Annotated in this window: 19 protein-coding genes; 5 read left to right on the top strand and 14 right to left on the bottom strand. The window is 71.6% G+C overall.

Annotated elements, in window-relative coordinates:
* Positions 1-177: 177 nt before the first annotated feature.
* Positions 178-849, bottom strand: a complete 672-nt coding sequence (gene nucS, locus ABZ919_RS34490; RefSeq protein WP_361255867.1) for an endonuclease NucS — start codon at positions 847-849, stop codon at positions 178-180.
* Between the two features lie 277 nt (positions 850-1,126).
* On the opposite strand from nucS, the gene ABZ919_RS34485 reads away from it, so the two are divergent.
* On the top strand, positions 1,127-1,519 hold the full coding sequence (locus ABZ919_RS34485) for an SCO5389 family protein (RefSeq protein ID WP_361255864.1): 393 nt from the start codon (positions 1,127-1,129) through the stop codon (positions 1,517-1,519).
* Positions 1,520-1,636: 117 nt separating this feature from the next.
* On the opposite strand, the gene ABZ919_RS34480 is transcribed toward ABZ919_RS34485, so the two are convergent.
* Positions 1,637-2,665: an LLM class flavin-dependent oxidoreductase gene (locus tag ABZ919_RS34480; protein WP_361255861.1), complete on the bottom strand. Its 1,029-nt coding sequence runs from the start codon at positions 2,663-2,665 to the stop codon at positions 1,637-1,639.
* A 221-nt stretch (positions 2,666-2,886) separates the two neighbouring features.
* Here ABZ919_RS34480 and ABZ919_RS34475 point away from each other — a divergent pair, with 221 nt between their 5' ends.
* Positions 2,887-3,219 (top strand): ATP/GTP-binding protein, encoded by a 333-nt coding sequence (locus tag ABZ919_RS34475; protein WP_361255859.1) that lies wholly within the window; start codon positions 2,887-2,889, stop codon positions 3,217-3,219.
* 39 nt (positions 3,220-3,258) lie between these two features.
* On the opposite strand, the gene ABZ919_RS34470 is transcribed toward ABZ919_RS34475, so the two are convergent.
* The 5 genes from ABZ919_RS34470 to ABZ919_RS34450 all read right to left on the bottom strand — a co-directional run bounded on the left by ABZ919_RS34470 (position 3,259) and on the right by ABZ919_RS34450 (position 8,032).
* Positions 3,259-4,143, bottom strand: coding sequence for an ABC transporter permease subunit (locus ABZ919_RS34470; protein ID WP_361255856.1), 885 nt, complete (start codon positions 4,141-4,143; stop codon positions 3,259-3,261).
* On the bottom strand, positions 4,140-5,468 hold the full coding sequence (locus tag ABZ919_RS34465; RefSeq protein WP_361255854.1) for an ATP-binding cassette domain-containing protein: 1,329 nt from the start codon (positions 5,466-5,468) through the stop codon (positions 4,140-4,142). Before ABZ919_RS34465 ends, ABZ919_RS34470 begins: the two co-directional genes overlap by 4 nt.
* Positions 5,469-5,599: 131 nt before the next feature.
* Positions 5,600-6,370: an ABC transporter permease gene (locus tag ABZ919_RS34460; protein WP_361255851.1), complete on the bottom strand. Its 771-nt coding sequence runs from the start codon at positions 6,368-6,370 to the stop codon at positions 5,600-5,602.
* A complete protein-coding gene (locus tag ABZ919_RS34455) occupies positions 6,367-7,326 on the bottom strand; it encodes an ATP-binding cassette domain-containing protein (RefSeq protein ID WP_361255848.1) in 960 nt (319 codons plus the stop codon). The genes ABZ919_RS34460 and ABZ919_RS34455 overlap by 4 nt, the downstream gene beginning before the upstream one ends.
* A gap of 103 nt (positions 7,327-7,429) precedes the next feature.
* Positions 7,430-8,032: a TetR/AcrR family transcriptional regulator gene (locus ABZ919_RS34450; RefSeq protein WP_361255845.1), complete on the bottom strand. Its 603-nt coding sequence runs from the start codon at positions 8,030-8,032 to the stop codon at positions 7,430-7,432.
* 78 nt (positions 8,033-8,110) lie between these two features.
* Between ABZ919_RS34450 and ABZ919_RS34445 the strand changes: the two genes are divergently transcribed.
* Positions 8,111-8,956 (top strand): NAD(P)H-binding protein, encoded by an 846-nt coding sequence (locus tag ABZ919_RS34445; RefSeq protein ID WP_361255842.1) that lies wholly within the window; start codon positions 8,111-8,113, stop codon positions 8,954-8,956.
* 63 nt (positions 8,957-9,019) lie between these two features.
* Here ABZ919_RS34445 and ABZ919_RS34440 read toward each other — a convergent pair whose 3' ends face one another.
* From ABZ919_RS34440 to mce, 3 genes are all read right to left on the bottom strand, one after another.
* Positions 9,020-9,955: a cellulose-binding protein gene (locus tag ABZ919_RS34440; protein ID WP_361255839.1), complete on the bottom strand. Its 936-nt coding sequence runs from the start codon at positions 9,953-9,955 to the stop codon at positions 9,020-9,022.
* Between the two features lie 183 nt (positions 9,956-10,138).
* Positions 10,139-14,020: a polarized growth protein Scy gene (gene scy / locus ABZ919_RS34435; protein ID WP_361255836.1), complete on the bottom strand. Its 3,882-nt coding sequence runs from the start codon at positions 14,018-14,020 to the stop codon at positions 10,139-10,141.
* A 205-nt stretch (positions 14,021-14,225) separates the two neighbouring features.
* Entirely contained in the window at positions 14,226-14,666 is a 441-nt protein-coding gene (gene mce / locus ABZ919_RS34430) for a methylmalonyl-CoA epimerase (protein ID WP_030656158.1), read from the bottom strand.
* 149 nt (positions 14,667-14,815) lie between these two features.
* Here mce and ABZ919_RS34425 point away from each other — a divergent pair, with 149 nt between their 5' ends.
* The gene (locus tag ABZ919_RS34425) at positions 14,816-16,015 is read left to right on the top strand and encodes an acetyl-CoA C-acetyltransferase (protein WP_361255831.1); all 1,200 of its coding nucleotides are present in this window, start codon (positions 14,816-14,818) and stop codon (positions 16,013-16,015) included.
* A gap of 69 nt (positions 16,016-16,084) precedes the next feature.
* Complete coding sequence (gene meaB / locus ABZ919_RS34420) at positions 16,085-17,053, top strand: methylmalonyl Co-A mutase-associated GTPase MeaB (protein ID WP_361255828.1); 969 nt, start codon at positions 16,085-16,087, stop codon at positions 17,051-17,053.
* 50 nt (positions 17,054-17,103) lie between these two features.
* Here meaB and ABZ919_RS34415 read toward each other — a convergent pair whose 3' ends face one another.
* The 4 genes from ABZ919_RS34415 to ABZ919_RS34400 form a co-directional block, all read right to left on the bottom strand.
* Positions 17,104-17,580 carry a MarR family transcriptional regulator gene (locus ABZ919_RS34415; protein WP_071376406.1) on the bottom strand — a complete coding sequence of 159 codons (477 nt, stop codon included), beginning with the start codon at positions 17,578-17,580 and terminating at the stop codon, positions 17,104-17,106.
* 92 nt (positions 17,581-17,672) lie between these two features.
* On the bottom strand, positions 17,673-18,434 hold the full coding sequence (locus ABZ919_RS34410) for an AIM24 family protein (protein ID WP_361255825.1): 762 nt from the start codon (positions 18,432-18,434) through the stop codon (positions 17,673-17,675).
* A 53-nt stretch (positions 18,435-18,487) separates the two neighbouring features.
* Positions 18,488-19,138: an AIM24 family protein gene (locus ABZ919_RS34405; protein WP_361255822.1), complete on the bottom strand. Its 651-nt coding sequence runs from the start codon at positions 19,136-19,138 to the stop codon at positions 18,488-18,490.
* Positions 19,139-19,140: 2 nt separating this feature from the next.
* The gene (locus ABZ919_RS34400) at positions 19,141-19,773 is read right to left on the bottom strand and encodes an AIM24 family protein (protein ID WP_361255988.1); all 633 of its coding nucleotides are present in this window, start codon (positions 19,771-19,773) and stop codon (positions 19,141-19,143) included.
* Positions 19,774-19,963: the final 190 nt, after the last annotated feature.

The following is a 19,963-nucleotide window of genomic DNA, read 5'->3' as shown; positions in this document are numbered from 1 at the left end:
GTGCACCGGCTCGCGACGCCCGGCACGGCACCTCGCCGCGTTGTCGCATCACCCCAGTACATCCCGTACGCGGACGATGCTGCGCCTTGCGCGGCTCCCCCACTGCCTGAAGGGCGTGGGAGGTGCCCCCACCACCGGACGCCGTGAGCTTTCCGGCAGACCTTTCCGGTCTCAGGACTAGAACAGGCGGAGCTTGTCGTCCTCGATGCCGCGCAGTGCGTCGTAGTCGAGGATCTGGCAGTCGATGCCGCGGTCGGTGGCGAGGACGCGGGCCTGGGGCTTGATCTCCTGGGCGGCGAAGACGCCGCGGACCGGGGCCAGGTGGGGATCGCGGTTCAACAGCTCGAGGTAGCGCGTGAGTTGCTCGACGCCGTCGATCTCGCCGCGGCGTTTGATCTCGACCGCGACCGTCCCGCCGTCCGCGTCCCGGCACAGGATGTCCACCGGGCCGATGGCCGTCATGTACTCGCGGCGGACGAGGGTGTAGCCGTCGCCCAGCGTCTCGATGCGGTCGGCGAGGAGTTCCTGCAGGTGCGCTTCCACGCCGTCCTTGATCAGGCCGGGGTCGACGCCGAGTTCGTGCGAGGAGTCGTGGAGGATCTCCTCCATCGTGATGATCAGTTTCTCGCCCGTCTTGTTGACGACGGTCCACACGCCCTCGTCCTCGCCCGTGCCCTCCTTCAGCGTGCAGGGCGGCGACATCCAGTTGAGGGGCTTGTAGGCCCGGTCGTCGGCGTGGATGGAGACGCTGCCGTCCGCCTTGACCAGGATCAGGCGGGGCGCCGAGGGCAGGTGGGCGGTGAGCCGGCCGGCGTAGTCGACCGAGCATCGGGCAATGACGAGACGCATGGTCCGCAACGCTACTCGACCGCCCGAGGTGCGCGCGATCCGCCCGCCCCGCTCCCGATCGATCGTCCCATTTATCCCTGGAAACTCTTGTTCATCCCTGGCCGATTGTGCCCGTAACGGGACCGTTCCATATACGCATTCTGCTGGTGCGGTCACCTACCGTTGCCTACCGTAGGGAACGGGAGGTCGCGATATGTGTACTGAGCGTGTTCGAAATAGCGAACTCCCCTTACCTGTCCGGCAACCCCTGCTCCGCGGGGGTGCGAGAGGAGTACCCATGTCGCTCGACGTCTCACCGGCCCTACTCGAACAGGCCGAGCGAGGCGAGGTCGACGAAGCAGCATTCGTCGACTGCGTCCGGACCTCCCTGCCCTACGCATGGGAGATGATCAGCTCCCTGGTGGCTCAGCTGAAGGTCGACGGCGGAGCGTTCGCCGACAACCAGACGCCTCCGCCGGACGAGCAGGCACGCGGCCAGCTGCTGCGTGCGCTCGCGAGTGACGCCATCCGCGGCGCCCTGCAGCGGCACTTCGGTGTGCGGCTGGCCTTCCAGAACTGCCACCGGGTGGCGGTGTTCCCGCTCGACCCCTCGGGGGACGCCACGCTGGCCCGCTTCACCTCGGTGCGCAGCCAGTTGCTCAACCAGTCGCCGGAGCTTCGGGACTGCTGACGGGCAGCCCCGGTACGGCAGACCCGGAGAGCCGCTTGCTTGCCGCTCCATCCGCAGGAGGTGCATTCAGTACTGGGGCGGCAAGCCCCCACGGTGGCCGGTGAGTCGGCGGGCGCCTCAGCGCAACTGCGTCAGCACCTCGGAGCCCAGCCGGCGCAGGTTCTCCTCCGTCGCGGCGAGATCGCCCGAGCCCTCCGTCAGGAGGGCGAAGCGGGAGATGCCGGTGCGTTCCGAAGTGGCCGCGAGCCGGTCCGCGGCGAGCCGCGGGGTGCCGACCGGGTGCAGGCCGCAGAGCAGTTCGGTGTAGGCGTGCGGGTCGCGCATCGAGCGCACCCGTCCGTCGACCGTCACATGCGCCTCGAGCCCCTGCTTCAGCCAGCCCGGCATCGCCTTCATCAGGGTCTCCGCCGCGTCCGTGCGCCGGTCCGCGAGCTGGCACACCCCGGCCGAGACGTGCGCGGCGCCCGCGATCTCCTCGGCCGGCCGGCCCGCCGCACGGGCGCAGCGCCGCCACAGGGCGACCATCTCGGCCTTCTCCTCGTCCCCGACGTGCATGCCGAGCAGCATCGGCAGCCCGCGCTCGGCGGCCAGCCGCACACTCGCCGGGGAGGTACAGGCGACGACGACCTCGGGTCCCGGGGTCTCCGTCAGGGCCTCCGACGGGCGGGGTACGACCGGCACCTCGCGGAATCGGTACCGCTCCCCGGCCGCCGACACCCGCGGCTCGCGCAGCCAGCGCAGCAGCAGATCGAGCGACTCCGGGAATCCGTGTTCGTACGCCGCGAGGCCCGCGCCGAAGACCTCCAGGTCCACCCAGGGTCCGCCGCGGCCCACGCCCAGCGTGAACCGTCCGCCGCTCGTCAGGTGCAGCAGCGCGGCCTGCTCGCCGAGGGCGACGGGGTGGGCGGTGGGCAGTACGCTGACCGCCGTGCCGACCCGGATGCGCCGGGTGCGGCCGAGCAGCAGGGCGGCCAGGGTGACGGCGGACGGACATGTGCCGTACGGCACGAAGTGGTGCTCCGCCAGCCACACGGCGTCCAGCCCGGCCTGCTCGGCGACCTCCGCCGAGCGGACCGCCCGGTGCAGGGCCTCCCCGGGGCCCTGACCCGGGAACTGGGCGCCCAGCACAAAACTTCCTACGTACATCGCATTTCCTGCTTCCTTGGCTCCGACCCGGAGCTCCCCCACTCGGCATAACCGTCTGACACGTGCCCAGGACACGGCCTGGCGGGGAGATTTGCGGATTGTCTGCAGAATGGGTCGCCCTGGAGGGGGACTTGTGCGATTCGGTTCCGTACGCGTACCCCTCGCGGTGGCGCGTAGGCTGGATGCAACCGTGCTTCCTGTATAGCCCCGAGAGGTGTCCCGTGTCCCCGCGTCGCAACCGACCGAATGCCGCCGGATCGTCGGGCCGCAGCGCCGAGGACGACCCCGTCGGCCGGTACGGCGGCTGGCAGTCGACCGAGAGCTGGCACGGCGAGGAGTGGAGCGTGCGCCATGTTGCCGGGGCGAGCGCGCAGGGCAAGACCTACCGCTGCCCGGGCTGCGACCAGTTGATCCACTCCGGCGTCCCGCACGTGGTGGCCTGGCCGGAGTACGCGGGCGTCGACGACCGCCGCCACTGGCACAAGGCGTGCTGGAACGCGAAGGACCGCCGCACCACGCGGGTGCAGCGGTCCCGTAACGCGCCGAAATTCTGAAGCCGGCCGCTACGCCGGCTCGTGGAAGGGCCTCGGCTCTCAGACGTCCCGCCGCTGAAGGAGCACGTAGGCGCCGGCGAACGCGGCGGCCGTGAGCCCCAGCATGATCAACAGCGGGTCCCAGCCCGTCGGGCCGGACGTGCTGATGGCGTTGTCGTAGAAACAGCTCATCTGGCTCGGGATGGAGTACTCCAGCAGCCATTCCCGGACCTTGGACAGGGAGTTGGAGACCATGAACAGCGCGATCACCAGTGGCGCCAGCACGGCTCCGATCATGATGGTGATGGCGCCCGCGGAGTGCCGGATGATCGAGCCGATCAGCAGCGAGAACAGGCCGAGCAGCGCGAGGTAGAGGCTGATGCCGACGGTCGCCTTGAGCCAGTCCCCGGCGGAGGGCGTGCGGGCACCGCCGACGCCGCCCAGCATGGACGCGTGGACCATGGCCATGAAACCGGACGTGGCCAGGGTCACCACGAAGGCGACGCAGAAGAAGACGATGGATTTGGCGGCGAGCACCCGGGCCCGGCTCGGACAGGCGGTCATCGTCGTGCGGATCATGCCGGTGCCGTACTCCGAGGCCGTGGTCAGCACGCCGAGCGTGATGATGCACATGCTGCCGAGAAGCAGGCCGAAGAAGCCGAACTGCAGCGGGTTCTGGTCCGACAGGGACGTCGACCCGGAGTCGGACGCGACCACCGAGGCGGAGAGCAGGCCGATGCCGAGGGCGAGCAGCACGAAGACGCCGAGCGTCCACATCGTCGAGCGCACCGACTTGATCTTCGTCCACTCGGAGGCCAGCGCGTGCCCGAGGTGGGTGCGCACGACCGGGATCGGCGAGGTGTAACCGGGGTACGAGCCGCCGGGCGCCGCCTGCCAGTGGGGCGCGGCGGGGGCCTGCGGCATCGGAGGCTGGTGGGTGCTCATCGTGCGTCCTCGGGCTTGGTCGGGTCGGCGGGGGCGGAGGTGACGGCCGGGGAAGCGGCGGCGGGCTCCTGCTGCGGCGCGGCCGGGGCCGCGGCGGGGGGCGCGGGCCGGTCCCGCGGGGCCGGAGCGGCCGGCTGCGCCTGCGGGGTCAGGATCGCCGTCCGGTCCTGCGGGGCCGGCTGCGCCTGAGGGGCCTGAGGGGCCGGCTGGGCGTACGGGTTGGCGGCGTCCGCGCCGGGCGCGCCCTGGCCGCCGTACGGGCCCGCGGGCGCCTGGGGCATCGCGAACGGCCGGCCGCTCTGCTCGGGCGGCGGCGGGGCGTACCAGCCGGGCTGGCCCTGGCCGGGCACCGGCATGGGCGGCTGCGCGCCCGGCGGCAGCGGCTGCTGCAGGCCCGCCTTCTGGTCGACGGTCGAGCGGTAGTCCACCGCGCCCTGCGTCATCCGCATGTACGCCTCCTCCAGCGAGGCCTGGTGCGGCGACAGCTCCCAGAGCCGGACGCCCGCCTCGTGCGCGAGGTCGCTGATCCGGGGCAGCGGCAGCCCGGTGACGCGCAGCGCGCCGTCCTGTTCCGGCAGCACATGGCCGCCCGCCTCGGCGAGCGTGGTGCCGAGCTTCTCGCGCAGCTGCGGCTCGCCGTCGGGGGTGCGCACCCGGGCGAAGTCGGCGGAGTTGGCCGAGATGAAGTCCTTCACGCTCATGTCGGCGAGCAGCTGGCCGCGCCCGATGACGATGAGGTGGTCGGCGGTCAGCGCCATCTCGCTCATCAGGTGCGAGGAGACGAAGACCGTACGGCCCTCCGCGGCGAGGGCCCTCATCAGGTTGCGGACCCAGAGGATGCCCTCGGGGTCGAGGCCGTTGACCGGCTCGTCGAACAGCAGCACCTGCGGGTCGCCGAGCAGCGCGGCGGCGATGCCGAGGCGCTGGCCCATGCCGAGCGAGAACCCCTTCGAGCGCTTCCTCGCCACGTCCTGCAGGCCGACCACGCCCAGCACCTCGTCCACGCGGCGGGCCGGGATGCCCGACAGCTGGGCGAGGCTCAGCAGGTGGTTGCGGGCCGTCCGCCCGCCGTGCACGGCCTTGGCATCGAGCAGCGCGCCGACCTGGCGGGGGGCGTTGGGCAGTTTGCGGTACGGGTAGCCGCCGATCGTCACCGAGCCGGAGGTGGGGTTGTCCAGCCCGAGGATCATCCGCATCGTCGTCGACTTGCCCGAGCCGTTCGGCCCGAGGAAGCCGGTGACGGCTCCCGGCCGCACCTGGAAGGAAAGGTTGTAGACGGCGGTCTTGTCGCCGTAGCGCTTGGTCAGGCCGACAGCCTCGATCATGCTCCGCACCCATCGAAAGGTTCAGGACAGCGGGGCACACGCCCCCGTAAGGGTTAGGAGGATATCGAGGCGCTGACGGTTCCACCCAAGGGAAAGTAAAGCCAGAACCGTACTGTGGGTCACAGACGGGTCTACTGGGCGTCCCTGCGTTTGAGCAGGAGGTACCCCCCGGCGAGCGCGGCGATCACCCACAGCACCATGATGCCGAGCCCGCCCCAGGGCCCGTACGGGGTGTCGTCGGCCTTCGCGACCACCTGCATGATCCGGCTGCCCGCCTGGTCCGGCAGGAAGCGGCCGATCCTCTTCGTGGCGTCCACGTTGCCGAGGACGTCGGAGATCAGGAAGAAGAACGGCATCAGGATGCCGAGCGAGAGCATGGGTGAGCGCAGCATCGCGGCGACGCCCATGGAGAACATCGCGATGAGCGTCATGTACAGCCCGCCCCCGAACACCGCGCGCAGCACCCCCGGGTCGCCGATCTGTGCCCGGTGCGCGCCGAGAATCGCCTGGCCGAGGAAGAACGCCGCGAAGCTCGTGGCCATCGCGACCACCAGGGCGAGCGCGGCGGCCACCGCGATCTTGCTGAACAGGAAGGTGACGCGCCGCGGTACGGCGGCCAGCGAGGCCCGGATCATGCCGGTGCTGTACTCGTTGGAGACGACCAGCACGCCGAACACGATCATGGCGAGCTGGCCGAGGCTCATGCCCGTGAAGGACACGTACGTCGGATCGAACGACAGTCGGTCCTGCACCGGCATCGAGTCGTACTGGTTCCTCGACAGCGCGGAGATGAGCATCCCGAGGGCGATCGTGACCACCGCGGCCAGCGACAGCGTCCACACCGTGGACGCCACCGACCGGATCTTGGTCCACTCGGACCGGATGACCCGGACGGCCGTCATCCCGCACGCTCCTTCCAGCCGGCGCCCCACTCCTGTGCGGCCGGCTCCGGCCCGGCACGCGCGTGGTACTCCACCGCCTGGGCCGTCAGCCGCATGAACGCCTCCTCCAGCGAGGCCTGCTGCGGGCTCAGCTCGTGCAGCACGATCCCGTGCCGCGCCGCCAGCTCGCCGATCCGCTCGGCCTTGCCGCCCTCCACCTCCAGCGCGGCCGAGCCCGCCTCCACGACGGTGATCCCGTCCCCGTGCAGCACGTCGAGCAGCCGCTCGCGCTGGGGCGAGCGGATGCGGACGTACGACCGCGCGTTCTGGCGGATGAAGTCGGCCATGGAGGTGTCCGCGAGCAGCCGTCCCTGCCCGATGACGACGAGATGGTCGGCGGTCAGCGCCATCTCGCTCATCAGGTGACTGGACACGAACACCGTCCGGCCCTGCGCGGCCAGCGATTTCATCAGGTTCCGGATCCAGTGGATGCCTTCGGGGTCGAGCCCGTTCGCCGGCTCGTCGAACATCAGGATCCGCGGGTCGCCGAGCAGCGCCGCGGCGATCCCGAGCCGCTGCCCCATGCCGTACGAGAATCCCTTGGCCTTCTTCCGTGCCACGGCGGTTAGCCCGACGGTCTCCAGGACCTCCGCGACCCGGTGGGTCGGGATCCCGTTGCTCTGCGCGAGGCACAGCAGGTGGTTGAAGGCGCTGCGCCCGCCGTGCACGGCCTTGGCGTCCAGCAGCGCGCCGACGTACGTCAGCGGGTCCTTCAGCTGGTCGTAGTGCCGCCCGTCGATGCGGACGTCGCCGGCGGTGGGGTGGTCGAGCCCGAGGATCATCCGCATGGTCGTGGACTTCCCCGCGCCGTTGGGCCCGAGGAAGCCGGTCACGATGCCGGGCCCGACCGCGAAGGTGAGCCCGTCGACGGCCACCTTGTCGCCGTACCGCTTGGTCAGCCCCTCCAGCTGGATCATGCGGCCACGCTAGGACGGCCGCCGGGCCCGTGCCACTTGAGCCGTGGCCGCCGGATGCCGTGCGCCGGACGCCTCGCCGGACCGCCGGACGCCGTGCGCCGGGTCAGTGGCTGCTCTCCGGCGCCCGGAGGGAGTCGAGCCAGCGCAGCAGGCGGGCTCCCTGGCGGGTCATGACGTCCGGGTCGCGCAGGGCGTTGGCCAGCAGGGACATGCCCTGGTAGGCGGAGACGAGGGTGAGGGCCAGGTCGTCGGGTTCGGCGAGGCCCAGCTCGCGGAACTGGCGTCCGGCCCAGTCCAGCAGCTGCCGGATCACCGCGCCGGCCTCCGCGTCGAGGGTGCCGTCGGCGCGCTTGTCGAGTTCCACGGTCAGGGTGCCGGTCGGGCAGCCGTAGCGGGCGGCGACGTCGCGCTGCTCGACCCAGGCCTCGACCAGCGCTCTGAGGCGCTCGCGCGGGCCGGGCAGCCGGTCCAGCCGGCCGGTGAGGTCGTCCAGCTGCGCGCTGTGCTCACCGAGTGCCGCCCGCACCAGCTCGTCCTTGGTCTTGAAGTAGTAGTAGACGTTGCCGACGGGGACCTCGGCCTCGCGCGCGATGTCGGCGAGGGTGGTGCGCTCGACCCCTTGCTCGTGCAGGACCCGGGCCGCGGCCGCCGTGAGCCGCCGGCGCTTCTGCGAGGCCCGCGCCCGCCGATTCACTGAGTTGGTCACCCAACTGACTATAGACAGCCCCCGGCGGGTGCGTGGTAACTTACAAGTCAGTCAACTAACTCACTACGGGGGTTCGCGATGATCACGGTGACGGGTGCGACCGGCAACGTCGGGCGGGTGCTGGTGGAGCTGCTGGCCGAGGCGGGGGAGGAGGTGGTGGCGGTCTCGCGGCGCCCACAGCCCGCACACGCCACGGCAGGCGTCCGGTGGGCCAGGGCCGACGTCGGGGACGCGCGGAGCATGCGGGTCGCGCTCCGGGGAGCCCGGGCCCTGTTCCTCCTGCTGGGCGGGGAGCTCAACAGCCGGGGCGAGAGCCCGGACGCCCTTCTGGAGGCGGTCACGGACGCCGGCGTCGAGCAGGTCGTTCTGCTCTCCTCGCAGGTCGGCGCCACCCGCCCGGCGGCGCCCTCGCACGCCCGGCTGCGTGAGTTCGAGGCGGCGGTGCGCACATCCGGGCACAGCTGCACCGTCCTGCGTCCCGGGGCTTTCGCCTCCAACGCGCTCGCCTGGGCCGAGTCGGTGCGCACCCGGCGCACGGTTTTCGCCCCCTTCGGGGACGTGGCACTGCCCGTGATCGACCCCGCGGACGTCGCCGCGGTCGCCGCGGCCGTACTGCGCGAGGACGGACACGCGGGCCGCGCCTACGAGCTGACCGGCCCCGAGCCGATCAGCCCGCGCGGGCAGGCCGCGGTCATCTCCGAGGCGCTGGGGGAGGAGGTGGCCTTCGTGGAACTCTCCCGCGAGGACGCGCACGCCCACATGAGCCGGTTCATGCCGGAGGAGGCCGTCAGCGGCACGCTCGACGTCCTCGGTGCACCGCTTCCGGCCGAGCGGAGGACCGGCCCCGACGTCACGGCCGTCCTGCGCCGCCCGGCCGCCCCCTTCGGCGCGTGGGTCGCGCGCAACCTGCCGGCGTTCCGGTAGCGGCATGGCGAAGGCCCGCACTCCCCGGGGGGAATGCGGGCCTTCACCGTGACCTGCGGGCGGTTACCGGGACTGCTGCGCCGGAACGCCGCGGGAGATCGGCTCGTCGTCGGTGGACGTGCCGGCCGCGGCCACCGCGGCACCGGTCAGCGTGGCCAGCATCTCGCGGACGTTGGTCAGCTGGGCGTTGATGCTGTCGCGGCGGTTGGTGAGGGCCGCCAGCTCGCGCTCGGATTCCGACCGGATGCGGTCGGCCTTGGCGTTGGCGTCGGCCACGATGTCCTCGGCCTGACGCTGGGCCGTCTCCACCGTCTGGCGGGCGCGGCGCTCGGCGTCGGTGCGCAGCTTCTCCGCCTCCAGACGGAGCTGCTCGGCGCGGTGCTCGATCTCGGCGAGGCGCTTCTCGGCCTTCTGCTGACGCGAGGCCAGGTCGCGCTCGGACTGCTCGCGGCGCTTGGCGAGGTTCGTCTCGAAGTCGGCTGCGGCCTGCGCGGCCTTGGCGCGGGTCTCCTCGAAGAGGGCATCGGCCTCCTCGCGCTTGGACTGCGCGTCCTTCTGCGCCTCGCTGCGCAGCTGGGCGGCCTCGCCCTTCGCCTTCTCGACGATCCGGACGCCCTCGTCCTCGGCCTTGGCCTTGCGCTCCGCGGCGTAGGACTCGGCGTCGTTGCGGACCTGCTGGGCCGCCGACTCGGCGAGGTCGCGGTGCTGCTCGGCCGCCCGCCGGGCCTCCTCACGCAGTTCCTTGGCCTCTTCCTCGGCCAGGCGCAGGATCTTCTCGACCCGCGCGCCGAGACCCGCGTACGACGGCTCGGCGTCGGTGACCTGGGCCTGGGCGTTCTGCGTCTCGAGGTGGAGCTCCTCGATGCGCTTCTCCAGGGCGGTGATGCGGGCGAGAGCGCTGTCACGGTCGGAGACGAGCTTGGAGATACGTTCGTCCACCTGAGCGCGGTCGTACCCACGCCGCACAAGCTCGAAGCCGTAGGGGGAAGTGTCGCTCATGGGGTTCCTGTCGAATGAGACCGGTGAGGTGATAAGGGGAATCCTAGGGGCCGAAGCGGTGTGTCATCGAGCGGATACGGTTTTGATCTGGAGAATGGCACCTCTTTTGAGTGGCTGACCGCCGGGCGGCTTGCCAAAGAGTCGGGCAAAGCCCCCAGACGTTACCGGAACGCTCCGCTCAGGTTAGCCCTCTGACGACTTGCCACCCGATCGGGGGGCGCCCACCGTCGCGCCGGCCTTGACCGCCCCGTCCTTGCCCCCCGTCGGCGCCTCGAACGACTCCAGCGCCTCCAGGACGTCCTGGACCCGGGAGATCTCGGCGTTGATGTCCTCGCGCCGGCGCACCAGGATCTCCAGCTCGCGCTTGCCCTCCTCGACCGTGCGCCGGGCCTCGCGGATCGCCTCGGCCTTGAGCTCCTCGGCCTCCTTGACGAGGCTGGCCTTCTTCTGCTCGGCCTCCTTGAGCAGCCCCTCCGCCTTCTTGACGGCGGCGATGCGGACCTTGCCCGCCTCGGAGTTGGCATCCGACACCAGCTCCTTGGCCTTCGCCTGGGCCTTCTGCAGCTGCTCCTCGGCGGCCTTGATGAGCGCGTCGCAGCGGTCGCCGGTGGACTTCATGGTCTCGGCGGCCTCGCGGCGGGCCCGCTCGTGCAGCTCCTCGATCTCGGTGGTGATCCGGTCGCGCAGTTCCTCCGCGCGCTCCCTGATCGCGGTGGCGTCCCGGCGGGCGCCGACCAGCAGCTCGTCGGCGTCCGTACGGGCCTTCTCGACCATCGAGTTGCCCTCGATGGTCGCCTCGGAGGCGATCCGCTCGGCCTCGGCACGCGCCGCTCCGACCATCGTGTCGGCCTGGGACTCGGCGTCCGCGGTGGTCTTGAGGGCCTGCTCCCGCGCCTCGCCGAGCAGCTTGTCGACCTCGGCCGTGGTCTCCGTGATGAGGGTGTCGACCTGCTCGGCCGCCTCCGAACGCCGCTTGTTGGCCTCCTTGCGGGCCTCGTCCAGCGTCCGCTCCGCCTCCTGGCGCGCGGAGTTGACGAGCCGTTCGGCCTCGGCCTCGGCGGCCGCCCTGACCTGCTCGGCCTCCGCCCGCATCCGCTCGGCGCGCTGCTGGGCCGAGCCGACCGTCTCGGCGGCCTCGGCGCGCAGCCGCTCGGCCTCGCCGGTGGCCTCCCCGATCATCCGCTCGGCGGCCGCCAGAGCCTCCGCGCGCACCCGGTCCGCCTCGGCGACGGTCTCCGTCTGCAGCCGCTCGGCCTCCGCGATCGTCTCGGTCTGCAGCCGCTCGGCCTCACTGCGGGCCTCGGTGATGAGGGTGTCCGCCTGGGTCGCCGCGTCCGAACGGATCCGGTTGGCGTCCTCGCGGGCGTCCGCCCGGGTGCGGGCCGCCGCCTGGTCCGCCTCGGCGAGCGCGTCCGAGGCCTCGGTGCGCACCCGCTGGGCGTAGTCGCCGGCGTCCGCGCGCAGCCGCTCGGCCTCCGCCATCGCCTCCGCGACCGTACGCTCGGCCAGCGCCTTGGCGGCCTCCGACTCCTCGCTCGCCTCGCGGCGGATCCGTGAGGCGTCCTCGCTCGCCCGCTCCCGCTCGGCGTAGGCGTCGGCGCGGACCCGGTCCGCCTCCTCCTCGGCCTCCCGCCTCGTACGGTCCGCCGCGTGCTCGGCGGCCGAGCGCAGCCCGGTGATCTCCTCCTGCGCCTGCTCGTGCAGCCCGGCGACGGAGTCCCGGACCTGCTGGGCGTGCTGCTCGGCGGCGGACACCATCTCGGTGGCGCGCCGGTCGGCCTCCTCGACCAGCCGGGTCGCCTCGGTCTGCGCCTCGTCCACGCGCTTGCGCGCCGAGGCCAGCAGCTCCTCGCTCTGCTCGCGGGCCCGCTCGCGCTCCTGGTCCGCCTCGGCCCGTGCGGAACCGAGGGTCTCCTCGGCCTCGCGGCGGCGCCGTACGGCCTCCTCCTGGGCGGCGGCCAGCGTCTCGGACGCCTCCGCGCCGAGCCGCTCGGCGGCCGCCTGCGCCTCCGCGCGCACCCGGTCGGCGGTGTCCTGGGCCTCCACCTTCAGCCGCTCGGCCTCGGCGGCGGCCTCGCTGCGCAGTCGTACGGCGACGGCCTCGCCCTCGGCGCGGGAGGCGGACGCGTCGGCGGCGGCCTCGGTGCGCAGCCGGTCGGCCTCGGCCTCGGCCTGCTGCTGGAGCGCGCGGATCCGCTCGGCGGCCTCGGCGCGCAGCCGCTCGGCCTCCTCGGCGGCCTCGCGGCGGATCCGGGCGGCCTCCTCACGGGCGTCCGTGAGCGCCTGCTCGGCCGACTCCAGCCGCTCCTGCGTCTCGGTCTGCAGCCGCCTGAGCTCCTCGGCGGCCTCCAGACGGCGGGCCTCGACGGCGCGCTCGGTCTCCTCGCGCAGCTCGCGCGCGGCACTCTCGGCGTCCGTCCGAGCCGCCTCGGCCTGCTCGGTGGCCTCGGCGCGCAGCCGCTCGGCCTCCTTGCGGGCACGGTCCAGGGTCTCGTCCGCCTGCCGGCGCAGGGCCGTGGCCCGCTCGATGGCCTCGGTGCGGACCTTCTCGCTGTCGGTGGTCGCGCTCTGCCGCAGCTCGTCGGCGTCCGCCTTGGCCTTGGCCAGCAGCTCCTCGGCGGACCTGGCCGCCTCCTCGATCTGCGCGACCGCCTCCCGGCGGGCCTCGGCGCGGATCGACTCGCCCTCGGCGACCGCGTCGGCGCGCAGCTGCTCGGCCTCGCCGCGCAGCCGGCGGGCCTCCTCCTGCAGCTCGACCGTCTTGGCGCGGTACTCCTTGGTGTCGTCCTTGGCCGCACCCTTGAGCTGCTCGGCGATGTCGTGCGCCTCGGCACGCAGCCGGTCGGCCTCGGCCTCGGCCTCGGTGCGGATCCGCTCGGCCTCCTCGGCGGCGGCCCTGGTGGTCCGCTTGGCCTCCTCGGACGCCTTGTTGAGCACGTCCTCCGCGGTCTTGGCGGCCTTGGACAGCTGGGTCGCGCTCTCCTCGGCGGTGATCGTGCGGGCCTTCTCGGAGGCCTCGGCGACGATCTTCTCGGCCTCGGCGCGGGCGTCCGCGACCAGCTGCTCGGCCTCGGACCTGGTCTGCTCGGCCTCCTTGGTGGCCTCCTCGACCAGCCGGGCGACCTGCTCCTTGGCCGTGCGCGTGCGCGCCTCGCCCGCGGCCTCGGCGCTCGCGAGGGCCTTGGTGGCGGCCTCCTTGGCCTCCGTCTGCAGCTTCTCGGCCTCGGTCTGCGCCTTGCGCAGCGCCTCCTCCGCCGCGGCCATCCGCTCCTCGGCGGCCCGGCTCAGCTCGGCGGCCTGCCGGCGGGCGGCGTCGGACTCGCCGACCGCGTCGGTGCGCAGCCGCTCGGCGTGGTCGGTGGCCTCCTGAGCCTGCGTGGAGGCGGCGTTCAGCAGCCGCTCGGCGTCCGTGCGGGCACGGCGCAGAAGCTGCTCGGCCTCGGCGCGGGCCGCCTCGGCGTCGTTCTGCAGCCGCTCCCGGGCCTCCCGGGTCAGCCGCTCGGCCTCCGCGCGGGCGGCGGTCAGCGCCTGCTCGGCCTCCGCGCGGGACTCCTCCAGCAGCCGGCGGGCCTGCTGCTCGGTGCGGGCGCGCAGCTGCTCCGCCCAGGCCACGTTCTCATTGACGTGCGACTCGACGGTGGCGCGGCGCTCGGCCAGCTCCTGGTCGAGCTGCTGGCGCCGGGTCACCGCCTCCTGGTGCAGCTCCGCCTGGAGCCGGGCGGCCTGCTCGGCGTGCTCCTGCAGGATGCGCTGGGTCTGCGCGCGGGCCTGGCTCAGCTCCCGCTCGGCGTCCTGGCGCAGCTGGTCGGCCTGCATCTGGGCATTGCGGAGCAATTGCTCGGCCTGATAGCCGATGTCACCGCCGTCGAAGGCGGGCCGGGTCATCAGGGTGCGGCGCGCCTCGTGCAGCTTGGCGCGCAGCACCTCGACCTGGTAGCCGAGGTCATCGGCGTGCTGGATCGCCTTTTCCCGCTCGGTCTTCAGCCGCTTCATCTCGGCCTCGAACCGAGAGAGGTGGTCGACGTCAGCCGCCGGCTCTCGCTCCTGGCTCTCGTAGCCCCGCACTGCGCGGTCCCATCCGTCCCCTGGTCAGCTTCTCCAACGAGCCTCGTCCTCCGCCGAACGGGGCCCCCGGGGAATGGTGTCAGATCAACGGCGGAGCACGGGCTGCTGCCCCGACGCTCGTCCCCCGAAACCCGGACCCCGGCATGCGGTCGTCCCTGTTTGAGGGACGACCGCCCCCAACCCTACCGGCCCTTATGTACGGGGGTCAGTGCTCAGGGGACTCAACAGGGGCCGAAGTGACCAGTTCTGTCAGGACACCGTGGCAATCCTTGGGGTGCAGGAAGGTGATCCGTGACCCCATGGAACCACGTCGCGGCTCGTCGTAGAGCACGCGCACGCCCTTGCCCCGGATGTCGGCGGCGTCCCCGTCCACGTCCGCCGTGCCGAAGGCGATGTGGTGGACGCCCTCCCCGTTCTTGGCCAGCCACTTGCCGACCGCGGAGTCCTCGCGGGTCGGTTCCAGCAGCTGGAGGTAGGAGGCGCCGCCGTCCGACGTCTCGTTGATCTTGAGCATGGCCTCGCGCACGCCCTGCTCCTCGTTGACCTCGGTGTGGAACACCTCGAAGCCGTACGTCGCCCGGTAGAACTCGACAGTGGCGTCGAGGTCGTGGCAGGCGATCCCGATGTGGTCGATTCGCGTCAGCATGGATTCAGTGCAGCGCTACGGCGGTGGTTACGCAACGTGCGCGCGATCACACCGACGGCCCGATGACGGCACGGAGTGCCATCAGTACATTCGAAGTAAACCCTCGTTCACTCCTCGGCCTGGGCAGGCCGGTAAGGGGATCGCAGCTCATGCCTTCTGGAACGAACAACTCGGTGATCGTCGCGGGCGCACGTACGCCCATGGGACGACTGCTGGGCTCCCTCAAGTCCTTCTCCGGCGCCGACCTGGGCGGCTTCGCGATCAAGGCCGCCCTCGACCGTGCGGGGATCGGCGGCGACCAGGTGCAGTACGTGATCATGGGCCAGGTGCTGCAGGCCGGCGCCGGCCAGATCCCGGCCCGCCAGGCGGCCGTGAAGGCCGGCATCCCGATGAACGTCCCGGCGCTCACCATCAACAAGGTGTGTCTGTCCGGCCTCGACGCCATCGCCCTGGCCGACCAGCTGATCCGCGCCGGCGAGTTCGACATCGTCGTGGCCGGCGGCCAGGAGTCCATGACCAACGCCCCGCACCTGCTGCCGAAGTCCCGCGAGGGCTTCAAGTACGGCGCGGTCCAGATGCTCGACGCCATGGCGTACGACGGTCTGACCGACTCCTTCGAGGGCATCGCCATGGGCGAGTCCACCGAGAAGCACAACACCCGCCTCGGCATCGGCCGCGCCGAGCAGGACGAGATCGCCGCGCTGTCCCACCAGCGGGCCGCCGCGGCGCAGAAGAACGGCCTGTACGAGGCCGAGATCACCCCGGTGGAGATCCCGCAGCGCAAGGGCGACCCGGTCCTGTTCAGCAAGGACGAGGGCATCCGCGGTGACACCACCGCGGAGTCCCTGGGCAAGCTCCGCCCGGCCTTCAGCAAGGACGGCACGATCACCGCCGGCTCCTCCTCGCAGATCTCGGACGGTGCGGCGGCCGTGGTCGTGATGAGCAAGGCCAAGGCCGAGGAGCTGGGCCTCACGTGGCTCGCCGAGATCGGCGCGCACGGCAACGTGGCCGGCCCGGACAACAGCCTGCAGTCCCAGCCGTCCAACGCCATCCTGCACGCCCTGAAGAAGGAGGGCCTGGAGGTCTCCGACCTCGACCTCATCGAGATCAACGAGGCCTTCGCCGCGGTCGCCGTGCAGTCGATGAAGGACCTCGGCGTGTCCACCGAAAAGGTGAACGTGAACGGTGGTGCGATCGCGCTGGGCCACCCGATCGGCATGTCCGGCGCCCGTCTCGTGCTGCACCTGGCGCTGGAGCTCAAGCGGCGCGGCGGCGGCGTCGGCGCGGCCGCGCTGTGCGGTGGCGGAGGCCAGGGTGACGCACTGATCGTGCGGGTGCCGAAGGCCTGAGGTCTGCTGTACCCCTGATTTCGTCGTACGTCGGCCGTTGTGCGGCCGCGAAGTGAACGGAGCTGTTTGATGCAGGACGTCTCCTCTCTGGTGGCCCAGGCCAGGGAAGGCCGGCCACGGGCCGTGGCCCGGCTGATCTCCCTCGTGGAGGGGGCGTCTCCGCAGCTCAGGGAGGTCATGGCGGCGCTGGCCCCGCTGACCGGCAACGCCTACGTCGTAGGCCTGACGGGCTCACCGGGGGTCGGCAAGTCGACCTCGACCTCCGCGCTCGTCACGGCGTATCGCAAGCAGGGCAAGCGGGTCGGCGTCCTGGCCGTCGACCCGTCCTCGCCGTTCTCCGGAGGCGCCCTGCTCGGCGACCGCGTCCGCATGTCGGAGCACGCCTCCGACCCCGGCGTCTACATCCGCTCCATGGCCACCCGGGGCCATCTGGGCGGCCTGGCCTGGGCCGCGCCGCAGGCGATCCGCGTCCTGGACGCGGCCGGCTGCGACGTGATCCTGGTCGAGACGGTCGGCGTCGGCCAGTCCGAAGTGGAGATCGCCTCCCAGGCGGACACCTCCGTCGTCCTCCTGGCCCCCGGTATGGGCGACGGCATCCAGGCGGCGAAGGCGGGCATCCTGGAGATCGGCGACGTGTACGTCGTCAACAAGGCCGACCGGGACGGCGCCGACGCCACCGCCCGCGAGCTGAACCACATGCTGGGCCTCGGCGAGGCCCGCGGCCCCGGCGACTGGCGCCCGCCGATCGTGAAGACGGTCGCGGCCCGCTCCGAGGGCGTCGACGAGGTCGTGGAGGCCCTGGAGAAGCACCGCGCGTGGATGGAGGAGCGCGGGGTGCTCGCCGAGCGCCGCCGGGCCCGCGCGGCCCGCGAGGTCGAGACCATCGCCGTCACGGCCCTGCGCGAACGCATCGGCGACCTGCACGGCGACCGCCGCCTGTCCGCCCTCGCGGAGCGGATCGCCGCCGGTCAGCTGGATCCCTACCGGGCGGCCGACGAGCTGGTGGCGGGCCTGACACAGGCCCCGCCGCAGGCCTGACGGCCGCCCCCCGGTCGCCCGGCCCCAGCCCCCTGCCTCCTCGGCCGGGCTCAGGGACGTCCCCGCTGCCCCCGCAGGTGCTCGGCGATCGGCTTCAACGCCTTGTCCAGCTCCGTCAGCGCCTCCGGCGACAGCAGGTCGATGAAGTGCCGGCGCACGGAGGCGACGTGATGGGGCGCCACCTTCTTCATCGTCTCCATGCCGTGCTCGGTCAGCACGGCGTACAGGCCCCGACGGTCGGACTCGCAGTTCTCACGGCGCACCAGGTTCGCGTTCTCCATACGCGTGATCTGGTGGGAGAGCCGGCTCTTGGACTGCAGGGTCGCGGAGGCCAGGTCGCTCATCCGCATCCGCACGTCGTCCGACTCGGACAGGTTCACGAGGATCTCGTAGTCGTTCATAGTCAGGCCGAACGGCTGCAGATCCTTCTCCAGTTGGTACGTCAACAGCCTGTTGACCTCCAGGTGGGTGCGCCAGGCGCACTGCTCCGCATCGGTCAGCCAGCGCGTGGCCGTCTCGGTCTCCATGAATGAAGTCTACCTAAGAAGTTGAATGGCGAACTACTTCGGGTGGTGTGACGGTGCGCACGCGTTCGATGTCACACTCCGCAGACTACCGCTCACAGCCCGAAGCGACGCTGGAGGTCCCCCAGCTGTCCGGGAAGGCGCGGTGCACCCGACGGTTGCGGACCGTGTCCGGACGGTGCCGCTCCGCCACCTCCGGGTACCCCCGGTTCGGACGGCACGACACCCGTCGCGGCCTCCTGCATGAGGGTCTCCGTCGACTGCAGCAGCACCGTGCCGGCGCCCACGAACTCGAACTGGTGCTCCTCGCCGGAGGCCCCGCCGAGGCCCGTCATCGCACGTAGACCGCCCCATACGCCCGTCAGGTACCCGTGGTCGTAGTGATGGCACGGTGACGGGCAGTCGGCCCAACCGACGAGCGCCTGCGGGTCGACCCGGATCGGAGGTTCCATGAACACCACCGGCCCGTTAGATGCCGCCACGAACTTTCCGGTTCCGATAAGGGTCAGAAAACCCGGCACGATCGATTGCTTCAGCGCGAGACTTGGCTGAAAAGCGAGCAGATTGCCCGCGCGAATGGTCAAGTTCCCGTCGTCCAGGTCGTAGGAGTTGACGTCGAACGCCCGGTCGGCGAGGAGCATCTTGCCCGAGCCCCCTGCCACGACCCAGTCGCTCGCGTGCAGTGGCGAATGGAATGCCGTACGGACAATTCGGTCGAGTCGGCCGTGTCCGATGCCGTTGAACTCGATCGCCCCGTAGTAGGCGATCATCTTCCCCTTCTGCAGGAACCACTGCCCGCTCTTGAGCTCGACACAGAACGTGTACTTGTTCACGTTGTCGTCGGCGGGCAGGGTCATCGGGTCGTGCACCACCGGGCCGGCGGGGGTGCCGTAGGTGCCTCCGTACGCGCTCACAGCTTTTCCTCCGACGCCTGGACGAACACCGTGCCGTTGCCGCTCAGCTCCAGCTGGAAGGCCTCTCCGGAACCGCGGCCCACCATCTCGCGCCAGCCGAGCGCGGCGGACAGTCTGTTGCGGACCTCGCCGTGATGGGCGACGTACGCCTGCGGGTCGACGTGCACCGGCCGCTGGGGGGTGACCGGGATCTCGAAGACGCCGCCGTGCGCCATCACGGCGACGGAGCCCTGGCCCTGCAGGGTGGTGGTGAACAGGCCCTGACCGGTGACCTGGCCGCGGACCAGGCCCATCACCCCGCCCTGCGAGCCCATGAACATCGTGCCCTGGCGGAGCGTGCCCTCGAAGGCGAGCAGCCGGTCGGCCTCGACGTAGAGGGTGTCGCCGGAGAGGTTGATGACGTGGACGTGGTGGCCGCCGTGCCCGAAGAAGACGGTGCCGCTGCCCTCCACGGTCATCAGCGGCGTCGCCTCGCCCGACACCCGGCGCCCGATCATGGACATCAGCCCGCCCTGGCCGCCCTGGATGTTCGGTGTGAAGGACACGTCCCCCCGGTAGGCGAGCATCGCCCCGCGCTGGCTGAACAGCCGCTGCCCGGGCAGCACGGTCGCCTCGACCATCTTGGAGTTGATCTCCCGGAACGCCATGTCTACAGATCCCCCGCGATCGTGTTCCGCTCGCTCGGCTGCACGTACACCAGTCCGTCGCCCTCGAAGCGGATCTGGAAGGCCTCGCCGCCGCCCTCCCCGAGGAACGTGCGGAACGTCACACCGGACTGGAAGGACTGCCGGACGTTGCCCTGGTGGGCGATGTAGGCGCCCGGATCGACGATGAGCGGGTACTGCGGGCTGACCCGGAGCACGACCGCCGGCCCGTCCGACATGATCGCCGCCTGTCCATGTCCCTCGACCGTCGTCGTGAACAGCCCGTTGCCCTGCGAGGCGCCGCGCAGCCCGGTGAACGTCGTGCCCGTGCGCAGACCCGCGTCCGTCACGAGCAGGTTGCTCGACTCCACGTACAGCTTCTCGCCCTGAAGGCTCACCAGGTTGATCTCGGTCGCCCGGTCCGCGAACCAGCACGTGCCGTGCCCCTTCACCTCCATCACCGTCATCTGCTCGCCGGTGAGCCGCCGGGTCACCATCCCGCGCAGCCCCTCGCCTCCACCGGTGAGCTTCTTGAAGCTCATCTGCCCGTCGTACGCGACCATCGAGCCGTTCTTCGCCTTCACGGCGTCCCCGGTCATGTCGACGGCGAGCACCTTGCTGCCTTGAAGTCGGAACATCGCCACGCAGCGAAAGTAGCGGCGCCGCGGGTGGACGGAACAGGGCCCGTGGGTGGATACCGACCCTGAGCGGACCCCCAGGGCCGCCGTTTGCCACAATGGGGGACGCTTGTGCGTGCGTTCACAAACCGCAGCCCGCCGCCGACGGACCGTAACCGCAGACCGTCGGGAAAACTCCCACCGAAGGTGA

The sequence above is a fragment of the Streptomyces sp. NPDC046759 genome, assembly GCF_040645475.1.
In the GTDB taxonomy this organism is placed as follows: domain Bacteria; phylum Actinomycetota; class Actinomycetes; order Streptomycetales; family Streptomycetaceae; genus Streptomyces.
Note: the sequence above shows the minus strand (reverse complement) of the source record. Positions and strands in the feature narration are given on the sequence as shown.